Consider the following 18,369-nt stretch of genomic DNA (forward strand, 5'->3'; position numbering starts at 1 on the left):
CGGCACGGCGGGAGCGCCGTAGGGCGCGTCGGGGTGGCGACGGACACAGCCCCGACGCTCTGCGTCAGGCGGCGGCCCGGGCCGCTGCCGCGAGCTCCTCGACCGCGGCCGCGAGCGTGCGGACCCGGTGCACCCGCGGGAGCCACACCTGCGGCGTCTCGTCACCGAGCAGGTAGATCGTGAAGGCGTCCCGGTCCGACGCGGCACGGACGAGCTCCTCGGTGCCGGAGGCGTCGCCGAGGACGGCGAGCACGCCGGCACGACGGCGCTCTGCGGCACCCAGGATCTGGTCCGCGTCCGTCATGTCCTCCACCGCGAGCACCCGCGCGCGGACGCCGATCTCGGCGAGCCCTCCGGCCAGCACGTGCGCGGCGAGCCGCTCCGGCTGGGCCGCGCACAGCAGCACGAGGTGGGCACCGTCGTGGGTGGCCGACTCGGCCGCGTGGCGCACCGCCCCGAGCAGTGCCGCCCGCAGCACGGCCTCCGGTTCCACGCCCGGCAGGTCCGTCTTGTCCCGGCGTCCGAGCATGGCCAGGGCAGGTTCGGCGACGGTGGTCCACGCGCGCACGACGCCCTGGTCTGCAACCTCCTGCTCGAGCATGCGCTCGACGCGTTGCGCGTCCGGCTCGACGGCAGCGGCCGCGAGGGAGAGCGCGTCGACGAGGAGACGCTCGCGGCGACGCGGCTCGGGCGGCGGGGGCTCGGGGACCAAGGCCGTGGGGTCGGCCGGGTCGAAGGCGACGGCGGCGCGCGCGGCGTCCGAGGGCGCGACGCCCTGCAGGGTGAGCTGCCGCATCCGCTCCAGGCGTGCGACGTCGTCGGGGGTGTACTTGCGGTGCGCGCCGGCCACGTGCGCGGAAGGTCCGAGGCCGTAGCGCCGGTCCCACGTGCGCAGCGTGGACGCAGCGACCCCCAGCCGGCTCGCCACTCCCGCCACGGTCAGCGGTGCGGCCGGCGTCTGTCCGTTGTGCGGGCCCTCGAGACCCTCGGGCGCGTCGTCGCGTGTCGACCCCTCGTCCGCCGCACGGCCGTTCTGCGGGGTCGCGTCGCGTCGGGAGGGACCGACGTCGCCGCGTTCCGTCGTCATGGAAACGATCCTGACGCGATCACGCAACGGGTGCCAACAGGACGCGCCCAACCGCTTTCTCCCACGCCCCTCAGCACCCGCACGAACACCGCACGCCTTCCGCACGAGATTCTCCCGCGAAGAGGGGGTTGAACAAGCTACGCACCGGTTGCTAGGTTGTTCAGCACATTGTTCAACGCGTTGTTCAGCACGTTGTTCAGGTGCATGGCTTGTGCACCACCCGAACGAGAGGATCGGTGACATGGCTGAGCTGTCGAGACTTCCCGGACCCGTGATGGATCTCTGGGAGTGGCAGTACGAGGGTGCGTGTCGTGATGCCGACCCGGACCTGTTCTTCCACCCGGAGGGCGAGCGCGGCGGCACTCGGCGGCGACGTGATGCGGCGGCCAAGGCCGTGTGCGCCACATGCCCCGTCCTCGAGCAGTGCCGCCAGCACTCGCTCGCCGTCCGCGAGCCGTACGGCGTGTGGGGTGGCCTGAGCGAGGACGAGCGGCAGGAGATTCTCGCCCGACGCCCGGCGGTGAGCTACCCCGCCGCATCCTGACCCGCCGCGGGATCGTGCCGGCGGAGCGCCGGTGCCGTGGAGGGCCGGCGTCGTGAGATGACGTCGGATCGGCATCGAGCGTCGCGGCGCACGACGAGGCCCCGGCCGATGGCCGGGGCCTCGTGCTGCATGTCGGGCCCTGACCCGCTCGGGCCCGTCGCCGCTACCGCGGCTCGGCCGCGGGCCGCCCGTAGGGCAGCAGGCGGCTCGGCTCGCGGCCATGCCCCTCGACCACCAGGCCGTGGTGCCCCACCTCCACGGCCGCGAAGGAGTTGGAGTCGAGCTCGACCATGCCCTCGAACGTGACGAAGTGCGTCCCGCCCGCGAAGCCGTAGTTCCCGGCATGGTTGTGGCCGTTGAACCACGCCACGACGTTGTCGAACCCCGCGACCAGGTCGACCAGCTCGTGGTCGTTCCAGGCGTTGTGCTCGTTCGCCGGGTAGACGGGATGGTGCGAGCTGAGGACGACCGGTTCGCCACGGCGCCGAGCTCCCTCGAGCGTCCGCTCGAGCCACGCGAGCTGCTCGGCACCGACCGCGCCGTTCCACGTCTGGGCGTTCGGGGCGCCCTGCTCCTCCAGGCGGGCGAGCATCTCCTCGGCGAGAGCGTGCTTCTCGGAGCCGGCGGGATTGCCGTACGTGCTCACGTCGTTGGTGTCCACCACGACGAAGCGCCAGCCGTCGCGGCGGAAGTGGTGGTAGGAGGCCGGCATGCGCAGGGTCTCGAGCACCTGCTCGCGGGGCAGCATGAAGTCGTGGTTGCCCAGGACGTGGTACTTCGCCATGCGCAGCCGCTCGAAGATCGGGACCACGACGTCGAAGCTCTCCGGAAACTCGTCGATGAAGTCACCGAGGTGCAGGGCGAACCGCAGGTCGGCGTCGTTGAGGACCTCGACGGCCTCCTCGAGCTTGCCCACGGACGCGCGGTAGTGCCGGCTGCCGAGGTCGGGCTTGTCGGCGTACTGACAGTCGGCGATCACACCGAAGCGCAGTCGGTGGTGCCAGGCCTCGGCGGGTGCGGCGCTGCCGAGGGTCACGCCGGCGACGCCGAGCGCCCCCAGGCCGAGGACGGCACGCCGGCTCGGACTGCCGGCCGGGGTGGGGCGGGACGCGGAGGACATCACGGTCTTCCGGGACGGAGGACGGCCCTGAGGACGGCTCTGGCGCATGGCAGCCAGTTCATGGCAGCCGGGTGACCCCGAGCCGTCGTCCGCGGGACACCCGGATGAACACTTCTCGTCCATCGCGGAACGAGCCACACCCACGACGAAGCCCCGGCCCGCATCGGGCCGGGGCTTCGTGCTGCGAGTGCTAGCGCGTCACTTGTCGACGACGGCCAGGACGTCGCGCGCGGAGAGGATGAGGTACTCCTCGCCGGCGTACTTCACCTCGGTGCCGCCGTACTTGCTGTAGATGACGACATCGCCCTCCTTGACGTCGGGCGTGATGCGGTTGCCGTTGTCGTCGACACGACCCGGACCGACCGCCAGGACCTTGCCCTCCTGGGGCTTCTCCTTGGCGGTGTCCGGGATGACCAGACCGGACGCCGTGGTCTGCTCGGCCTCGAGGGTCTGCACGACGATACGGTCCTCGAGCGGCTTGATGGAGACCGACACTGCGGACCTCCCCTTCGCATGAGATGGGACGGACATGGGTACATCACCGTCGCCGTGCGGCCGCCGTCGCGGGTGTCGGACGCACCGTCTCGGTGAAGACTGCCGCGACCCGAGGGTCGCGCCGCCAGTAAATCTAGGCCGCCGTTAGCACTCGGTCAAGGTGAGTGCCAACGTGTCCCCGGGCGCCCGCCTCACGGCGAGGTCCCGCCGGTCGCCGGTCAGTCACCCAGCAAGCCGTCGCCGTCGATCAGCCAGTGGTGCCGCAGGCTCAGTGCCCGCTCGAGGGCGGCCAGCACGCCGGCCACGCCGAGTGCGGTGTTCAGCCATGCGGGCAGGGTCACCGGCGAGGTGAACGTGCCCAGGTGGTCCGCGACCACGGGGATCCGGCTGAGCTGCTCCATGGCCTGCGGCAGGCCCAGGAGCAACGCGGCTACCAGCACGACCACGGCCCCGGTCGCGAGCGCCCGGCTGAGGCCCGGCCTGCGCTCGGCCAGGCGGGCTCGCCACGCCTCGCCGGTCCGTGGCGCCGGATCGAGCTGCCGCTCCTGGCCCGAGGTCAGGACCAGATGTGCCCGCCGCATCCCGTAGGTGCTCGAGGCGGCCTCCACGGCGCCGTCCGGGACGGGGAAGGCGGCCGGCATCTCCGCCACTGCGACCTGCGAGCCGTCCCGGTAGAACCGTGCGCGGCCCTCGAGGTCGAAGAAGTCGACGTCGAGGGCGTACTCGTGCCCCGCGTGGTCGAGCGTGAAGACGGTCCGCCACAGCACGTGCCAACCGCGGTAGGGCTTGAGCGGGCTGCCGTCGCCCGGCTTGACCTTCTTCAGCTGCCACCTGCGCCGCCAGCCTCGCAACGGCCCTCCTTCCGTCTCCGGTGACCGTACGACGCCGGTCCGCCGCACCGGATCCCCCGAACGATGTACCACCCGGGCACCGCGTCGGGCGCGGGACCGCCCGGCACCTAGGATCGACCGGTGGACTCCGCAGCCCTGGCCGGTCTGAGGCGCCTGCTCGAGCCCGACGGCTGGGCGCTCCTCGAGAAGCTCCCGCCCTACTCCGAGGACTCCGCGATGCGACTGTCCGAAGGGCTGCGAGCGCGCGGGGTGGACCCGGAGCTCGTCGCGGCCGCGCTGACGCAGTCCCGCCTGCGCGCCCGTGCCACGGAGAAGTTCGGCGACTTCGCATCCGGCATGCTCTTCACGCAGGCCGGGCTGGAGCAGGCCACCCGCCTCAGCGTGGGCGCCCACCATGCCCGGCGCTACCGCGCGGCCGGCGTGAGCCTGGTCGCCGACCTCGGCTGCGGCCTGGGCGGGGACGCGATGGCGCTGTCCGCCCTGGGGATCCCCGTGCTTGCCGTCGAGGCGGACGAGGCGACAGCGGCCCTGGCCACCGTCAATCTCCGGCACTTCCCGACGGCGACGGTCCGGCACGGCGACGGCCTCACCCTGGACCTGGCCGCCGAGGGGGTCGACGCCGTGTTCGCCGACCCGGCCCGACGTGCCGGGGGTCGGCGGGTCTTCGACCCGGCCGCCTACGCGCCGCCGCTGCCGGAGGTGCTCGGGCTCCGGCAGGACGTGCCGGCGCTCGGGGTGAAGGTGGCGCCGGGCGTCCCGTACTCGGCGCTGCCGGGCGACGTGCACGCGCAGTGGGTCAGCGTGGACGGCGAGGTCGTGGAGGCGGGGCTGTGGTTCGGCCCGCTGGCCCCCGAAGGGCCCGGGCGTTCGGCCCTGGTGCTCGCGGGCGACGAGGCACACGTGCTCACCGAGTCCGGTGACGTCTCGGGCACCGCGTCCGGCGCGCCGGACGCGCCGGCGCGCTCCGCCGTCGTGCGAGAGATCGGCGAGTACCTGTACGAGCCCGACGGAGCGGTCATCCGGGCCGGGCTGGTCGCCCGCACCGCCGAGGACCTCGATGCCGGGGTGGTCAGTGACGGTATCGCCTACCTCACGTCCGACTCCCCCACCACGACGCCGTTCGCCACCGGCTACCGGGTGCTGGACCACTTCGTCTTCAGTCTCAAGCGGCTGCGCGCCTACCTGCGGGAGCGCGACATCGGGCGGCTGACGATCAAGAAGCGTGGGACCGCCGTCGTGCCGGAGAGGCTGCGCAAGCAGCTCTCCCTCGCCGGGGACGGCGAGGCCACCGTGGTCCTGACCCGGCTCGCGGGCCGGCAGAGCGTGCTGGTCGTCGAGCCGCTCTGAGCCACCGCGCACGTCCGGCCCGGACCACGCCTTGACCTCAAGAGTGCTTGAGGTACCACGCTGGCGCACATGACGCTCCAGGTCGGGACCGGGCTCCCGGCGGCGATGGGCACCGCCGGCTCCTGTAGCACGCCGTCCGTGGCGCAGGCCGCCCGCGCCGTCGAGCAGCACGGGTTCGAGTCACTGTGGGCCGCGGACGTCCTGATCGGGGACGGGACACCGTCCTTCGAACCGGTCCTGGAGCTCGCCGCCGCGGCCTCGGTCACCGAGCACGTCCGGATCGGCACCTCCGTCCTGGCGGCACCGGCCCGACCGCTGCCCTGGCTGGCGGTACAGGCGGCGACGATGCAGCACCTCTCCGGCGGCCGCTTCCTGCTCGGTCTGGGCATCGGAGGTTTCCCCGGGTCGCCGTTCTGGCAGAACCTCGGCATCGTGCCCCGTGGCCGCGGTCGTGCCCTGGACGGTGTGCTCGAGCGACTGCCCCGTCTGCTGAAGGGCGAGCCGGTCACCCTCGACCCGGACGTGCCTCCGCTGCTGATCGCTCCGTCCGCCTCGATGCCGACCGTGCTCCTCGGCGGATCCGCCCGCGCCTTCGACCGGATCCTGACGTACGGCACCGACTGGTTCCCTTCGCTGGTCGCACCGCAGGACCTGGCACCGTCGATCGCCCGACTGCACGCGCTGGCCGACGGTCGCGGCGTCGCGCGGCCGAGGGTCACCGTGGGCGGCCACTGCGTCATCGGCGAGGACGACGGCGCCCGCACCGCGTACGACGCCCTGGTCGCCAGCCTGGTCGAGGAGCACGGGATGCCGCCGGAGGTGGCGGCCCGTGTGCCGATGCACGCGCGGACGCCGCTTGAGCTGGCCGAGATCTTCGCCGCCTACGAGGCCGCGGGCGCCGATCGCGTGGTCACCGGCGCGGACAACGCGGGCTGGTTCGAGCAGCTCGAGTTTCTCGCCGAGGCCAGCTCCCATCTGCGCTGAGCCGAACGCCCGGGCATGTCGTCGTCGAGGCGACGCGGCCTCCCGGACGTCCCGGATAGCGACCGGCCGGGCGGCACGCCGGGCCGGTCGTCGCCGGGCGCTGCACACTGGGTGCGTGAACCTGGACTTCGCCCGGTCGCGGCGCTCGTCCGTCGGCATCGAGTGGGAGCTGCAGCTCCTCGACGCGGACGACGGCGACCTGCGCCAGGCCGCCGAGACGGTCCTCGCCGGGCTGTGCGGCCCCGATGGCGATCCGCATCCGCACGTGCACCCGGAGCTGCTGCTCAACACGGTCGAGCTCGTCTCCGGCGTGTGCCGCACCGTCCGCGACGCGGTCGATGACCTCGAGCGCGCACTCAGCGACCTGCGGGCGGTCACCGACCCGTTGCGCATCGAGCTGGCCGGCGGCGGCTCGCACCCATTCGCGCGACCGACGTTCCAGAAGGTCACCAACCGCGAGCGGTACGCCCGTCTCATCGACCGCACCCGCTGGTGGGGTCGGCAGATGCTGCTCTTCGGCGTCCACGTCCACGTCGGCATCGAGGACCGCACGAAGGTGCTGCCGATCATGCGGGCCCTGCTCACCCGATTCGCCCACCTGCAGTCGCTCGCCGCCGCCTCGCCGTTCTGGGACGGTCAGGACACTGGCTACGCCTCGAACCGCGCGATGATGTTCCAGCAGCTGCCCACCGCGGGTGTCCCGTACCAGTTCGACGCGTGGGAGGAGCTCGAGCACTACGTGGCGGACATGACCAAGACCGGGGTCATCGAGACGTTCTCCGAGCTGCGGTGGGACATCCGCCCGTCGCCGCACTTCGGCACGGTCGAGGTCCGGGTGTGCGACGCCGCCACCAACGTGCAGGAGCTCCGCGCCACCTCCGCGCTGACCCACTGCCTCGTGGAGCACTACTCCTCGATGCTCGACGCCGGGAAGGACCTGCCGACGGCACCGCGCTGGTTCGTCGTGGAGAACAAGTGGCGCTCGGCGCGCTACGGCATGGAGGCGCTGCTCGTGCGCGACTCCACGGGCGAGGAGGAGCCGGTCACCGACACGGTGGCCGGGATGCTCCGCGAGCTCGAGCCCGTCGCCGACCGGCTCGACTGCCTGGAGGACCTCGCGCTCGTCCAGCACATCCTCGACGACGGCGCCTCCTACCAGCGCCAGCTCCGCGTCGCCGAGCGGTCCGGCCTGGACGCGGTGACCGAATCGCTGGTGGCCGAGATGAAGGCCGGCCGGCCGCTCTGAGGTCCCGCAGCCTCCCAGCGCCCTCCGAGCGCTCCGGGGGCGTGCCTGCCCGAGTGACCCGATCCGCTCGTCGGCGCTCGCCCCACTCGGCTGGAACATTCGTCTTGAAGACCAAGACGAATGTTCCAGCCGAGCGCATGCGTGCCTACGGGGCGTGGCCCACGTTCAGCTCGGCGGCCGCCGCCACGCCGGCGGTGCCGTCCGTGGCAACCAACCGGACGTACCGGGCGGTGGTGGGCTCCCAGGTCGCGTGCTGCACGGTGCCGTTGCCGGGCCAGCGTCCCTCGGCCACCGTGACGAACTCGCCGGCGGCGGACCGGACCTGGACCTCGTACGCCGTGACGTGGCCGTTCTGGTTCCCGTCCTGGCGCGGCAGGTAGCCGAGCGCCTGGGTGCGGTACTCCCGCCCGAGGTCGAGCGTCACGGTGGCCGGCAGCGGGTCCTGGGCGCCGGGCGCCGAGTGCCACATCGTCGTCTCGTCCCCGTCGATCGCCCGGTCAGGGGTGTAGTTGGGCCCGTGCACGCTGCTGGCCTCGGCGCCCATCTCCTCCTGCGGGACCGTGTGGTCCATCTCCGGCGGAGGAAGGCACGGCGAGCGCTCCAGGCTCGGCGTCGGGGTCACGGCCGGCCCGGCGCCGCTCACCACGCCGATCTCGGCGGCGGTCGCCGTGGCGCTGCATGCTCCGTCGGCCGTCGCCTCCAGCCGCACGTAGCGGGCGGGCACCCGGTCCCAGGCGGCGACCTTCGTGGAGCTGCTGAGGTCCCAGACGCCCTCGGCCACGTCCGTGAAGGACGTCCCGTCCCGGCTGACCGAGATCCGGTGGTCGGTGACCATCCCGGAGGTGTTGCCGTCCAGCCGCGGCTGGTACGTCAGCCCCTGCACCTGCTGCACGGAGCCGAGGTCGACGGTGACCGACTGCGGCAGGCCCGGTGACGGGCCGAACCGCGAGCTCCACACGGTCTCCGGCCGGTCGTCCACGGCGTGCTCGGCGCCGTAGGTCCAGCCGCGGTCGAACCCGTGCTCGGTGGTGGCGGTCGCCGAGAGGCCGTCCCGGGGCACGAACCTGGGCCGCGGTCCGACCGGCCGGACGGTCACGTCGTCGAACTGCGCGTTGTCCCAGGCGCTGACCCCCAGCACGGCGTTGCCGGTGCGCTGGCCGTGGTCGTTCACGGAGCCCAGGCGCTCGCCGTCGAGGAAGGCGGTGAGCCGCTCACCGGCCATCCGCAGCTCCAGCTCGTGCCAGGTGCCGACGTCGAGGGACTCGGGCCCGGAGGTCAGCTCCGTCTCCAGGCGGGTGGCGTGGTCCCGGGAGACCAGCGCCCACCCGTCGGTCCCGACGCGCAGGTGGTACCCGCTGGCGGCGGTGCCCCACGACTGTCCGGACAGCCGGCCGCCGAGCTCCACGTAGCCGCCGTCGTCGCTCTCCTCCAGCAGGACGTCCGCGGACACCGCGTAGTCCCCCCACCACCGCGGGTCCCCGAACGCGGTGCTGAGCGGCACGTCACCGACCAGACCCCAGTTGATCGGCGCCTGCGAGACGATCTGCCGGTAGCAGGTGCCTGCTCGGCCGGCCCCGCACGGCTCGGCCTGGAAGCCGCCGCTGAGGTCCGAGAAGTATCGGGCGAGCCCGCCGTGCCGGACGTCCTCGAAGTCCTCCGTGAAGGCCATGTCCATCCGCTCGTGGACGGTGCCGCCCGGGACGCCTGCCCCCCGCCCCTGCCCGCTCGTGGTGGTCAGGCTGTACAGGTGCCCCGGCTCGAGGGTCAGGCGGATCTCGCCGTCGACGGGCGTGAGGGTCCCGACGTCGGCGAACGTCTCGCCGCCGTCCGCCGCGACGTCGCTGCGCCACAGGTGCAGATCCCCGGCAGGCAGGTCCTGCGGCCGTAGGGCGATCGTGGTGGGCTCGGTGACATCCATCGCCTCGACGACGGCGCTCCAGTCCTGCCCCGACGGCGAGGCGAGGCTGACGATCGAGGCCCCCGACTCGAGCCGCCGGCTCCCGGTGTCGAGGTAGCGCCACCCCGGCTCGACGAACTGCGTGGTGTGCGCGAAGGACCAGATGCTGCTCCCCACGTCGTAGAAGCCGGACCACGGCCACTCCGCGACCATCAGGCCGGTGTCCGCGAGCGGGAGGTTCGCGTACCAGGCCGAGATCGGCGACCACGTCATCAGGCCCGTCATCCGGCCGTCGATGTACATCCGGTTGAGCGCCCTGGCCAGCGGCGCCGCGCCGGCGTCGTGCGCCATCGAGCTCAGCTCCCCGATCCACAGCGGCTTGCCGAGATCCCGTGCCGTCTCGGTGCTGGGGCAGTCGCGGTACTCGGTGCGTCCCCCGCAGGGCGAGTGTGGGCTGAGGATGTCGACCGCGTCGTTGAACTGCGGGTTCTCCGCCATCGAGTCGGCCACCCGCCATCCGGCGTGCGGGTGGTCGTCCGCGGCGAGCACCTCGATGCCGGGGTGGTGCTCCTCGAGGGCGGCGGCCCACCGGACGTACCAGTCCTCGTCGTAGCCGCTCTCGTTCCAGCCGCCCATGTAGTCGATCTCGAGACCGTGCTGCTCCGCGCAGTCCAGCCAGGTGAGCAGGTAGTCGATGTTGTCCTGCGACCAGAAGCCGCCCTCGAACCAGCCGGGCGCGCCCCACTGCAGGCCGGCCAGCTTGATGTCCGGGTTGCGCTCGACCGCCTCCCGCATGAGCCACCACTGGTAGCCCCGGTCACAGTCGACCTGCTCGCGGGTCGGCATGTGGCTGGGCTCCGCGCCGGACGTCGAGTTGGTGTCCGCGCCGATCTCCACCTTGAGGATCTGCAGCGCCGCGCCGTAACCAGGACTGAACAGGTAGTCCAGGATCTCGGACCGTTGCGGCTCGGGGTAGTCATGGAGCAGGCGGGAGGACGCACCCGCGCTGACCGCCCCGGCGCCGTCGAACACCCGGCCGCCGCTGTCGCCATCGACGACGACCGTCTCCGACACCGGCGGGCCCTGCGCCGGTGCGTCCGTCGCGGGCGCGGGGCCGGCCAGCGCCACGGCGCAGCACAGCATCGTCCCCAGCGCGGCTGCCGTCGAGCCGAGCTTCTGTCGCATGGGCAGTCGTCCTTGACCGGTCGCCAGTGGTCTGACCTCTGATGTCTAGCCGACCCTTGTCCGGCTGTCAAGAATCGGCTCGGGTCCGCAGGGCTGCCGAATCCCTTGCCGCGCGCGCCAGCGCTCCGGTAGCGTGCGAAATGAAACGCTTCATTTGCGCGACGACGGGCAGACGACGGCATGGCACCAGACACGACGCACCAACCACCCAACGTCCTGTTCGTCATGACGGACCAGCAGCGGTTCGACACCATCGGGGCGCTCGGGAACGACCTGATCCACACCCCGAACATGGACCGGCTGGTGGCCCGCGGGGCCACGTTCACGAACGCCTACTCGACCTGCCCGGTCTGCGTGCCCGCCCGGTACACGATCCGCACCGGGTACGAGCCGCCCACCACCGGGCTGTTCGCGAACACCGAGGACCCTGCGACGCACGGCCGGGTGGCGCAGCAGTGCGGGGACTTCCTGCCGGAGGCGATGCGACGGCGCGGGTACCGCACCTTCGGCGTCGGGAAGTTCCACACCCAACCCTGGGACGCGCCCGTGGGCTACGACGTGCAGCTGCACAGCGAGGAGCTCTACACCACCGCCGGGCAACGCCGAGGTGATGCCTACGCCTCCTGGATCGCCGCCGAGCACCCGGAGTACGACTGGGTCGAGGCCCTCATGGGCGAGCGGACCGAGATGTACTACGCCCCGCAGATGAGCCCGCTGCCGGCCGCGCTCACCGTCGAGTCCTGGGCTGCCGACCGTGCGGTCGAGCTCATCGAGCGCGACGACGGACGGCCGTTCTTCGGCCTCGTCTCCTTCATCGGCCCGCACCCACCGCTTGCCCCTCCCCTGCCGTTCAACCGCCTGTACGACCCCGACCGGATGCCACCGCCGCAGCTCGGCGACATCGCCGTGGACCACCTCGACCAGCACATCCCCTGGATGAACCACGCGGTGTACGCCGAGGACGTCTCGGAGACCGCCGCCCGGGTTCTCAAGGCCCGGTACTACGGCGAGATCACCTACATCGACCAGTGCCTCGGCCGGATCCTCGACGCCGTGGAGGCACGGGAGGACGCCGAGAACACCGTGATCTGCTTCTTCTCCGACCACGGCGACCACATGGGCGACCACCACGCGTGGCAGAAGGAGAGCTTCTTCGAGGCCTCGACCCGGATCCCGTTCCTGCTGAGCTGGCCCGCGCGGGTGCCGGCAGGGTCCACCTCGGACAGCCTCGTGTGCCTCACGGACCTGTTCGGCATCGCGACCACGGCCGCCGGGCGGCCGGAGCTGCGCCAGGGCAGCGACGTGCTGGCGACGCTCCTGGACGGCGCGCCCGGCCGCGAGACTCTCTTCGGGTACTACGGGGAGCCGGGGACGGACCAGTTCAAGGCGATGGTCCGGACCGGGCGGCACAAGCTCATCTGGATGGCCAACGGCGGTCACCACCTGCTGTTCGACGTGGCGGCCGACCCGGGCGAGCTGCGGCCGCTGCAGGCCACCGAGCCGGAGGTCGCGGCGCACCTGCTCGACCTCCTCCGCCGGCACCTCGCCGCGCACGGGGTCGCCGCGGCCCTCGCGGACGGCGAGCTGGCCACCTTCCCGTACCGCGTCTGGCCGCGGGAGCGCATCCACCAGTTCGACCGCTCGCGCGGCGTCACGGGATTCCCCAGCCATCCACGCGACGTCCTCGCCGCGGTGGGGCCCTGAGCCGGCGGCGACAGCTCGCCAGGAGTGCAGAGGAGGAGATCGTGCCCCGGGACCGGCATCGCACCAGCCGTGGCTGGCACCGCCGCGAGGACGCGGTCGGCTACCTCATGCTGCTGCCCGCTTTCGTGCCCTACGCGATCTTCGCCGTCGTCCCGATCGCGTGGCTCGTGTACTACAGCTTCTTCCGCTGGAACGGCTTCACCGACCCGGAGTTCATCGGCGCCGAGAACTATGCCCGCATCCTCACCGACGGCGAGTGGTGGGCCTCGGTATGGACCACCCTGAAGTTCGCCGCCGGCCGGCTGCTCATCGAGATCCCGCTCGGCCTGGTGCTGGCCTACGTCCTCTTCCGCGGCGTCCGTGGCGGGCGGATCCTGCGCACCTTCTACTTCCTCCCGCACGTCCTGGCACCGGCCATCATCGGCGTGATCTTCACGTTCTTCCTCGCGGAGGTGCGCGGACCGGTCAACCAGATACTGCTGCGCCTGGGGATCATCGACGCGCCGATCAGCTTCCTCGGCGACGCCCAGAACGCCCTGGTGAGCCTCATCGGCGTGGGCTCCTGGACGAACGTCGGCATCATCATGCTGCTCTTCTTCGCGGGCCTGACCCAGGTTCCGCGTGAGCTCATGGAGAGCGCGGCCGTCGAGGGGGCCGGTGAGCGTCAGATCTTCCTCCACATCGTGCTGCCGCTCATCGCGCCGATGACCCGCGTCGTCGTCCTCATCACCATCATCGGGATCCTGCGCAGCTTCGACATCGTCAAGACGCTGACCGACGGCGGCCCGGCCGGGGCGACGGACGTGATGTTCACGCACATCTACCGGTACTTCTTCGACCCGCAGGCCGTACCGCAGATGGGGTACGCGTCCGCTCTCGGCGTCGCCGCGAGTGTCATCGTCGCGATCGCCGCCGTCCTGCACATCCGGCTCTCCCGGGGGCAGCGATGAGCAGCCCGCGAACCGCCTCGGCAACCACGCCCGCCGACGGGCGGGGCGGCGTCGGTGTGTCCGCGCGGCGGCGCAGCCCGTCGCGTCTCGTGCTGCGCACGGTCCGGATGGTGCTGCTCGTCGGGCTGGCCGCGCTGATGATGACGCCGCTGGTGTACTCGCTGCTCGCGTCCGTCACGCCGCTCGACCAGCTGCTCAGCCGGGCCGGGTCGCTGCTGCCGGAGAGGTGGGAGTGGTCGAACTACGTCGACGCCTGGACCCGCGGGAACTTCGCCCGCTACTTCCTCAACAGCGTCATCGTGACCACGGCACTCGTGGTCGCGGACACCATCGCCTCAAGCATGACCGCCTACGTCCTGGCCCGGCGCCGGCTGCGCGGTCAGCGTCTCCTCGAGGGGCTGTACATGGTGACGCTGTTCATCGGCATGACGACCGCGATGCTGTACCCGCAGTACCAGATCGCCCAGGCTCTCGGGCTGGACAACCTGGCGGGCATCACCCTGGTGGAGCTCGCCGGTGTCATGGTCGTACACATCCTGCTCATGAAGGGCTTCCTGGAAGGTCTGGGTCCGGAGCTGGAGGAGGCCGCCCGGCTCGACGGCTGCGGCTTCTTCGGGATCTATCGCCGCATCGTCCTGCCGCTCATGTCGCCCATCCTGGCGACGACGATCATCCTCGGTTTCCAGGCGTCGTGGAACAACTACCAGGTGCCGCTGACCTTCTCGCTCTCGGCGCCGGAGCTGCGCACGCTCGTCGTCGGTGTCAACGCCCTGCAGTACGACGCCGTCCAGGGCCTGGCGAGCTACAACACCGTCCTCGCCGGGGCGAACCTGGCGCTGATCCCGATCGTCGTCGTGTTCCTGCTTCTGCAGCGCCAGTTCGTGCACGGCTGGACCGAGGGCGCGGTGAAGGGCTGATGGTCGCCAGCGGGGTCTACCGCGTCCTCGACACCACGTGGACGCTGGCCCGCCTCGGCCTGGTCTGGTGGCTGTGCCTGCTCCTGATCGTCCCGGCGCCGGCGGCGACCGTGTGGCTGCTGCACGCCGCCCGCGGACAGCTCCGGGGGGAGGTCGCCCAGGACCTCGGGACCACGCTCCGGTACATCGCCCGCATGACGCTGCCCGCGCTGCGCCTCGGGCTCATCCACCTCGGCCTGGCCGTCGTCACCGTCTCCGCGCTGCTGGGGCCCTCACCCGGAGGGGTCCTCGACGTCGTGCTCCCCCCGGTCGCGGTCGGCGTGACCCTGACCTGGCTGCTGGTCCTCCCGTGGTCCTTCGTCGCGCTCGAGCAGGACCCGGGCGCGGGCGCGCTCGACGCGCTCCGGCACGCCTACCGGTGGGCGCTCGCGCACCTTCTGGCGGCCGCCCTGACCTGCACGGCCCTGGCCGCCGCCGCGCTCCTGATGTGGTCGGTGCCCGCCGAGGTCGTGCTGCTGCCCGGCGTGGCCCTGCCCGCCGTCCTCGCCCTGACCGTCCGCTCGGTGCAGGACCGGGCGGAGTCCCATCCGCACGCACGACGAACAAGGGTGTGAGAATCGTGAACCGGACAAGATCAGCCGCAGTACGCGTGGTCGCAGCCGCGGCCGGCGCGGCCGCGCTCCTGGCCGCATGCTCCGACGGCGGAGGTGGCGGTGGGGACGGCCCGACGGTCGTGACCGTGTGGGATCGAGCCGGTGCCGAGGCGGACGCCCGGCAGCCGTTCATCGAGGAGTGGAACCGGACCGTCGGCGCCGAGGAGGGCATCCGCATCGAGTACGTGCCCCAGGCGATCGAGCGGTATGAGGAGATCGTCCGGCAGGGCTTCCAGACCGACCGCGCCCCGGACGTATTCCACGCGCCGAGCGCCCTGATGGGCGGCTTCGTCGCCGCAGGGTGGGTGGCCCCGATCGACGACGTCGTCTCCGAGGACGTCCTGGCCCAGGCGGAGCCCTACCTGCAGGACACGAGCGAGCTGGTGTGGGGCGGGCGCCCGTACGGCATCCCGACCGTGCGCTCCAACGTCCGGATGATCATCAACCGCGAGCTGTTCGAGCAGGCGGGACTCGACCCGGACCAGCCGCCCGAGACCTTCTCCGAGGTGGAGGACGCGGCGCGGGCGATCACCGAGTCCGGCGGCGGGGACGCCTACGGCGTGGCGCTGCCGGTCGGCTGGATCGGGTTCAGCCAGTGGGTCGTGGACCTGGTGCCGATGGCGTCGAACCCGGACCTCGCCCAGAACGGCTTGTTCGACATCAGCACCGGTGAGTACGTGTCCCAGGACTACGAGCCGGTGGTCCGGCACTACCAGCGGCTCATCGACGAGGGCTGGGCCTACCCGGGCGCCACCGAGCTCGACATCGACACCGCGGCGTCCGCGTTCGCCGAGGGTGAGGTGGGCATGATCCTGCAGGGAGGGGCGTTCACCTCCGCCGTGGCCCAGCTGGACAGCGACGTCGAGATGTCCACCGGGCCGATCCCGGTGGCCGACGGCGAGGAGCTCGCCCAGGTGCCCATGAACGCGGGATTCCCGTACTCGATCTCCTCCACCGCCGAGGACCCGGAGGCGGCCGGGCGCGTGCTGGAGGTCTTCGCCGGCGAGGAGATGCAGTCGGCGCTGGCCGAGGAGGGCGTCCCACCGCTGGACGAGAACGCCTGGGAGGTCGCGGTCCAGGCCAACCCCTACCTCGAGCACTTCGCGCTGGACGATCTCGACACGCAGTGGCCCAAGCACCCCGGCGGGGTCATCGAGCTCGAGGGTGAGCCGGTCCCGGAGACCATCGAGCGCCTGGTGCTCACCCCGGACGCCGACGTGCCCGGGGAGCTGGACGGCCTGTCCCAGCGGTACCAGCAGGCGTTCGAGGAGGCGATCGAGAACGGGACGGTCGAGCGCGACGAGTTCGTCCAGTAGCGCATGGGTCGTCCGAGGAGGCCGAGCCTGGCGGACGTCGCGGCCCGTGCCGGGGTGTCGATCGGGACGGTCTCGCACGTCCTCAACCACCCGGAGCGGGTTCGCGCGGCGACCCGTCTCCGGGTGCGGGAGGCGATCGCCGAGCTGGGGTTCGTCCGGAACGCCAACGCCCACAGCCTGGCTGGCGGCGGTGCCCGGACGATCGGGCTCGTCATCCCGGACATCGGCAACAGCCTGTTCGTCGACATCGCCCGGGCGGCCCAGGAACGGGCTCTCGAGAACCGGACGAGCCTGCTGGTGGCGGACAGCAACAACGACGACGCGCTCCAGGACCGCCACCTGGAGTTCTTCGCCTCGGCCCGTGTCAGCGGCATCCTGCTCGCTCCGATGCGCGACCCGGGCATCGCGGTGCGGCGCGTCCGCCGGCTCGGCATCCCCGTGGTCCTCCTCAACTACGCCTGGGACGACGACGAACACTGCTCGGTCGTGATCGACAACCGGCGCGCGGGCGAGCTGGCCGCCCGGCACCTGCTCGAGCTGGGGCGGCGGCGGCTCGCGTTCGTCGGCGGGCACGACGAGCTGCAGCCGGTGCGCGACCGCCGCGAGGGCGTACGCTCCGTCGTCGCCGCCAGCCGCGGGCTCGCGACGCTCGTCGAGATCCCGACCGAGGACCTCGTCGCCACGGGCGGCGTCCACGCCGCCGCGGCGCTCCTCGGCCTGCCGGACCTGCCGGACGGCGTCATCGCGGTCACCGACCTGCTCGCCATGGGCCTGCTGCAGACGCTCGTCCAGCACGGCGTCGCCGTCCCGGACGACCTGGCCCTCATGGGATCGGACGACAACGCCAGCGCCTGGGGCGGCTCGGTGCCGATGACCAGCGTGCAGATGCACGGCCGCGCGCTGGGGGCAGCGGCGACGGCCCTGCTCACCGAGGAGATGACCGACGCCGACCACGAGCACCGGCGGGTCGAGGTCGCCCCGACGCTCGCCGTGCGCGAGAGCACCGCCGGTCGCGCGCCGGCGGATGCCTAGACCCGCACGGTCGCCAGCGGCATCCCGGAGTCGGTGGCCAGGTCGAGTGAGGAGGGTCCGGCACCGGAGCGCACCAGCGCCGACCCGAGCGCCGCGATCATGGCACCGTTGTCGGTGCAGTAGCGGATCGGCGGGATCCGGACCGTGATGCCGCGCTCGGCGGCACGCTCGGCGGCCAGCTCGCGCAGGCGGGAGTTGGCGGAGAACCCGCCGCCGACGACGAGGGTGTCGCAGCCGTTCCGCGCGCAGGCGTCGAGCGACTTGCTGACGAGGACGTCGGCGACCGACTCGGAGAAGCCCGCCGCGACGTCGGCCGCCGGCACCTCCTCGCCACGGTCCTCGCAGCCCTCGACGTACCGTGCGACCGCCGTCTTCAGCCCCGAGAAGGAGAAGTCGTACGCGTAGCGGTGCTTGTCCTTCCCGGCGCTGAGCCCACGCGGGAACCTGATCGCCTCCCGGTCCCCCTCCCGGGACAGCCGGTCGACGTGCGGCCCGCCGGGGTACGGCAGCCCCAGCAACCGGCCGACCTTGTCGAACGCCTCCCCCGCGGCGTCGTCGAGGGTCTGCCCGAGCTCGTGCACACCGGACGCGATGTCCTCGACCAGCAGCAGCGAGGTGTGCCCGCCGGAGACGACCAGCGAGACGAACCGTTCCGGGAAGGGCCCGTGGACCAGCTCGTCCACGGCCGCGTGCCCGACGACGTGGTTGACGCCGTACAGCGGCCTGCCCAGCGACAGGGCGAGCGCCTTGGCGGCGGCGACGCCGACGGTGAGCGACCCGACCAGGCCGGGACCGGCCGCGACGGCGATCGCGTCGACCTCCCCGAGGTCGACCTCGGCCCGCTCGAGGGCGGTGTCGAGCGTCGGCACGAAGGCCTCGAGGTGGGCGCGGGACGCGACCTCCGGGACGATGCCGCCGTACCGGGCGTGCTCGTCCATCGAGGAGGCCGTCACGTCCGTGAGGAGCTCCCGGCCCCGGACGAGCGCCACGCCGGTCTCGTCGCAGGTGGACTCGATGCCGAGGACGAGGGGTTCACTCACG

At 72.2% G+C, this 18,369-nt stretch carries 16 protein-coding genes; 10 read left to right on the forward strand and 6 right to left on the reverse strand.

Annotation, left to right across the window (positions count from 1 at the left end; genetic code table 11):
- Positions 1-64: 64 nt before the first annotated feature.
- Positions 65-1,087 (reverse strand): MerR family transcriptional regulator, encoded by a 1,023-nt coding sequence (locus tag ACFQQL_RS15490; protein WP_382395992.1) that lies wholly within the window; start codon positions 1,085-1,087, stop codon positions 65-67.
- 241 nt (positions 1,088-1,328) lie between these two features.
- Here ACFQQL_RS15490 and ACFQQL_RS15495 point away from each other — a divergent pair, with 241 nt between their 5' ends.
- On the forward strand, positions 1,329-1,631 hold the full coding sequence (locus ACFQQL_RS15495; RefSeq protein ID WP_382395994.1) for a WhiB family transcriptional regulator: 303 nt from the start codon (positions 1,329-1,331) through the stop codon (positions 1,629-1,631).
- Between the two features lie 163 nt (positions 1,632-1,794).
- Here the strand turns inward: ACFQQL_RS15495 and ACFQQL_RS15500 are convergent, their stop codons facing one another.
- The 3 genes from ACFQQL_RS15500 to ACFQQL_RS15510 all read right to left on the reverse strand — a co-directional run bounded on the left by ACFQQL_RS15500 (position 1,795) and on the right by ACFQQL_RS15510 (position 4,097).
- A complete protein-coding gene (locus tag ACFQQL_RS15500; protein WP_382395996.1) occupies positions 1,795-2,751 on the reverse strand; it encodes a metallophosphoesterase in 957 nt (318 codons plus the stop codon).
- Positions 2,752-2,949: 198 nt separating this feature from the next.
- The gene (groES, locus tag ACFQQL_RS15505; protein ID WP_382395998.1) at positions 2,950-3,246 is read right to left on the reverse strand and encodes a co-chaperone GroES; all 297 of its coding nucleotides are present in this window, start codon (positions 3,244-3,246) and stop codon (positions 2,950-2,952) included.
- Between the two features lie 218 nt (positions 3,247-3,464).
- The gene (locus ACFQQL_RS15510; RefSeq protein ID WP_382396000.1) at positions 3,465-4,097 is read right to left on the reverse strand and encodes a hypothetical protein; all 633 of its coding nucleotides are present in this window, start codon (positions 4,095-4,097) and stop codon (positions 3,465-3,467) included.
- Between the two features lie 120 nt (positions 4,098-4,217).
- On the opposite strand from ACFQQL_RS15510, the gene ACFQQL_RS15515 reads away from it, so the two are divergent.
- The 3 genes from ACFQQL_RS15515 to ACFQQL_RS15525 all read left to right on the forward strand — a co-directional run bounded on the left by ACFQQL_RS15515 (position 4,218) and on the right by ACFQQL_RS15525 (position 7,674).
- Entirely contained in the window at positions 4,218-5,444 is a 1,227-nt protein-coding gene (locus ACFQQL_RS15515; RefSeq protein WP_382396002.1) for a class I SAM-dependent methyltransferase, read from the forward strand.
- A gap of 69 nt (positions 5,445-5,513) precedes the next feature.
- Positions 5,514-6,428, forward strand: a complete 915-nt coding sequence (locus tag ACFQQL_RS15520; protein WP_382396004.1) for an LLM class flavin-dependent oxidoreductase — start codon at positions 5,514-5,516, stop codon at positions 6,426-6,428.
- Between the two features lie 115 nt (positions 6,429-6,543).
- Positions 6,544-7,674: a glutamate--cysteine ligase gene (locus tag ACFQQL_RS15525; RefSeq protein ID WP_382396006.1), complete on the forward strand. Its 1,131-nt coding sequence runs from the start codon at positions 6,544-6,546 to the stop codon at positions 7,672-7,674.
- A gap of 145 nt (positions 7,675-7,819) precedes the next feature.
- Here the strand turns inward: ACFQQL_RS15525 and ACFQQL_RS15530 are convergent, their stop codons facing one another.
- Entirely contained in the window at positions 7,820-10,756 is a 2,937-nt protein-coding gene (locus ACFQQL_RS15530) for a discoidin domain-containing protein (RefSeq protein ID WP_382396008.1), read from the reverse strand.
- Positions 10,757-10,936: 180 nt separating this feature from the next.
- Between ACFQQL_RS15530 and ACFQQL_RS15535 the strand changes: the two genes are divergently transcribed.
- The 6 genes from ACFQQL_RS15535 to ACFQQL_RS15560 are packed head-to-tail and all read left to right on the forward strand — an operon-like array spanning position 10,937 to position 17,328.
- Positions 10,937-12,460 (forward strand): sulfatase family protein, encoded by a 1,524-nt coding sequence (locus ACFQQL_RS15535; RefSeq protein ID WP_382396010.1) that lies wholly within the window; start codon positions 10,937-10,939, stop codon positions 12,458-12,460.
- A gap of 41 nt (positions 12,461-12,501) precedes the next feature.
- Entirely contained in the window at positions 12,502-13,410 is a 909-nt protein-coding gene (locus tag ACFQQL_RS15540) for a carbohydrate ABC transporter permease (RefSeq protein WP_382396012.1), read from the forward strand.
- Positions 13,407-14,327: a carbohydrate ABC transporter permease gene (locus tag ACFQQL_RS15545; protein WP_382396014.1), complete on the forward strand. Its 921-nt coding sequence runs from the start codon at positions 13,407-13,409 to the stop codon at positions 14,325-14,327. Before ACFQQL_RS15540 ends, ACFQQL_RS15545 begins: the two co-directional genes overlap by 4 nt.
- Entirely contained in the window at positions 14,327-14,941 is a 615-nt protein-coding gene (locus ACFQQL_RS15550; RefSeq protein ID WP_382396016.1) for a hypothetical protein, read from the forward strand. Before ACFQQL_RS15545 ends, ACFQQL_RS15550 begins: the two co-directional genes overlap by 1 nt.
- Before the next feature lie 35 nt (positions 14,942-14,976).
- Positions 14,977-16,296 (forward strand): ABC transporter substrate-binding protein, encoded by a 1,320-nt coding sequence (locus tag ACFQQL_RS15555; RefSeq protein WP_382396018.1) that lies wholly within the window; start codon positions 14,977-14,979, stop codon positions 16,294-16,296.
- A gap of 3 nt (positions 16,297-16,299) precedes the next feature.
- On the forward strand, positions 16,300-17,328 hold the full coding sequence (locus ACFQQL_RS15560) for a LacI family DNA-binding transcriptional regulator (RefSeq protein WP_382396020.1): 1,029 nt from the start codon (positions 16,300-16,302) through the stop codon (positions 17,326-17,328).
- On the opposite strand, the gene tsaD is transcribed toward ACFQQL_RS15560, so the two are convergent.
- Positions 17,325-18,368, reverse strand: a complete 1,044-nt coding sequence (gene tsaD, locus ACFQQL_RS15565) for a tRNA (adenosine(37)-N6)-threonylcarbamoyltransferase complex transferase subunit TsaD (RefSeq protein WP_382396022.1) — start codon at positions 18,366-18,368, stop codon at positions 17,325-17,327. The genes ACFQQL_RS15560 and tsaD overlap by 4 nt on opposite strands.
- Position 18,369: the final 1 nt, after the last annotated feature.

Origin of the sequence: Georgenia alba, from assembly GCF_042665525.1 — a bacterium.
GTDB classification, from domain to species: Bacteria; Actinomycetota; Actinomycetes; order Actinomycetales; family Actinomycetaceae; genus Allobogoriella; species Allobogoriella alba.